This window comes from Luteibacter sp. P4_E6, assembly GCF_056401535.1.
Genome location: NZ_JBFUJE010000615.1, coordinates 1 through 2,163 on the forward strand (window position 1 = coordinate 1; position 2,163 = coordinate 2,163).

Here is a 2,163-nt window from a genome sequence, read left to right on the forward strand (position 1 = left end):
GTCGAGATCGGCGAGGTCGCGGCTAAGCGCATGGTCCAGCGACGCGATCACTTCGGCCAGTGCCGCCTGGCCTCCGAGGGTGCACCTGAGCGCCTCGATGTCGACGTCCGGCACGCGTCGTGGCATCGAAAAGGTTATTTCGACGATGACGCGCGTACCGAAGTCGGCGCCCGACTCGATCTGGAGCCGACCGCCAAGGTGCGCGAGGGTGGCGGCGGGTATGAGGAATTTCGGATCGCTGGCCGTCGTGGCTTCGCCATCATCGGCGACGGTGAGATGCACCGTCTGRCTGGTCCGTGTCTCGCCCACGAGGTCGACTTGCAGGGCGGCGTAGCCACCTGCGGCGACATCGATCGCACGCTCCAGCAGGTAACCGACGACGCCTCCCAGTTCATCCATCGCACCCGTCAGATCGGGCGCCACGGCAGGGTCCACGTCCAGTTCCAGTGTCGTTTGGCGGGCGCGGGCCAGGGGGGCATAGCGACGACCGAGGTGGGCGAGTAGCGCGGGCAGGTCATCGATCGCGCGGTGCCGACGGAATCGGGAAACAAGGCGTCCGAGTCGTCGCAAGAGGCACGCGAATGCGTGTCGCGAGCTTGGCGTACGCGGGTGCGATGTGCTCAACTTCGCGCCCCGTAGGTGGCGCCCCGGAAACGCTTGCCACGGTAGGGACCGCACATCGGGAAAGGATCACTCATGGTGTACCGCGTTATCCTGGCCGACGATCACCCCGTCGTGCTTAAAGGCCTCAGCCTGGCGTTGGCAAAAGACGGTCTCGCGACCATTGTCGGCGAAGCGCAATCGCCCGACGAACTGCTCGCGCTGCTTGGTGAAGTGGCTTGCGATGCACTGATCACCGACTTCAGCATGCCCGCGCCGGGTCGCGACGGCCTGGCGCTGCTCGCCGACGTGCGCGCGCGCTTTCCCGAGATGCCGGTGATGGTCATCACGACGCTGGCCAACCCGGCGCTTTACCGCGAAATCCTTGCGACGGGTGTACGCGGCTTGATCGGCAAATCCGGCGATGCACGGGAAATTCCGGAGGCGCTGGTGGAGATCGTGTCGAACCATGTCTACCTCGGATCATCGGTACGGGCGTTACTCGGTGCACCGCCGGGCACGCCGATGGGAAAGTCGGGAACCCTGGCAGACCTGTCACCACGAGAGTTGACCATCCTTCGCCTGTTCGCCGGCGGCAACAGCGTGACGGACATCGCCCGGGAAACCGGGCGGGGCCTGTCGACCATCAGCCAGCAGAAGACCAATGCGATGCGCAAGCTCGGACTCGAGACGGACGCGGAGATCTTCGAGTACATCGATCGGTTGCGACTCTAAGACGCTTGGGCGAGGGACCGCCGTGACGATAGCGGCAGGACAACGCCCGGACCATGGAAGAATTCTGAAAACGTTGACAACCCATCACATGTCGCGGCCTACAATGGCGAGTCGAGGTGCCGCGTGGGCACCGTCCAAGGAGATAGCATCGGTGAGCGCCAAGATCAGTCCGTTCGCGGGCAAGCCCGCGACAGAAGTTCCGTCGGTCGACATCGCTGCGCTCCTTGCCGCCTACCACGATCTGCGGCCGGACCCTTCGGTCCCCGAGCAGCGCGTGGTGTTCGGCACGTCCGGTCACCGAGGTTCCTCCTTCGATCGCTCGTTCAACGAGTGGCACGTCTGGGCCGTGGTGCAGGCTATCTGCGAGTACCGGGCGCAGGCGGGTATCGACGGTCCTCTCTTTGTCGGCATCGACACCCACGCGCTGTCCGGGCCCGCCTACGAGAGCACCCTCGAGGTGCTTGCCGCGAACGGCGTCCAGGCGCTTGTGTCGACGGCCGGCGAGTTCACGCCGACGCCTGCCGTGTCGCATGCCATTCTTGCGTTCAATCATGGGCGCGACCGCGGCAAGGCCGATGGCATCGTGATCACGCCGTCACATAACCCGCCCGAAAGCGGCGGCATCAAATACAACCCTCCCCATGGCGGTCCCGCGGACACCGATGCCACCTCATGGATCGCTGCGCGTGCGAACGTGCTGATCGAGGGCGATATTCGCGACGTGAAGCGCTTTACGTTCGCACAGGCGCGGCAGGCCGCCACGACGCGCGAGTACGATTTCCGCGAGCGCTACGTAGAAGACCTGGGCGACGTGCTCGACCTCGAGGT

Annotated in this window: 3 protein-coding genes; 2 read left to right on the forward strand and 1 reads right to left on the reverse strand. The window is 65.1% G+C overall.

Going from position 1 to position 2,163, the window contains the following annotated elements:
- Nucleotides 1-570, reverse strand: a 570-nt coding sequence (locus AC1DT2_RS21490; protein ID WP_477298609.1) for a hypothetical protein, incomplete at its 3' end; no start/stop codon positions are given.
- A 126-nt stretch (nt 571-696) separates the two neighbouring features.
- Here AC1DT2_RS21490 and AC1DT2_RS21495 point away from each other — a divergent pair.
- A complete protein-coding gene (locus tag AC1DT2_RS21495; protein ID WP_063573082.1) occupies nt 697-1,335 on the forward strand; it encodes a response regulator in 639 nt (212 codons plus the stop codon).
- Between the two features lie 151 nt (nt 1,336-1,486).
- On the forward strand, nt 1,487-2,163 hold a 677-nt coding region (locus AC1DT2_RS21500; protein WP_477298610.1), incomplete at its 3' end, for a phosphohexomutase domain-containing protein.

Coding starts and splice junctions, on each gene's coding strand:
- AC1DT2_RS21495 (WP_063573082.1), top strand. CDS start 697: ATGGTGTACCGCGTTATCCTGGCCGACGATCACCCCGTCGTGCTTAAA.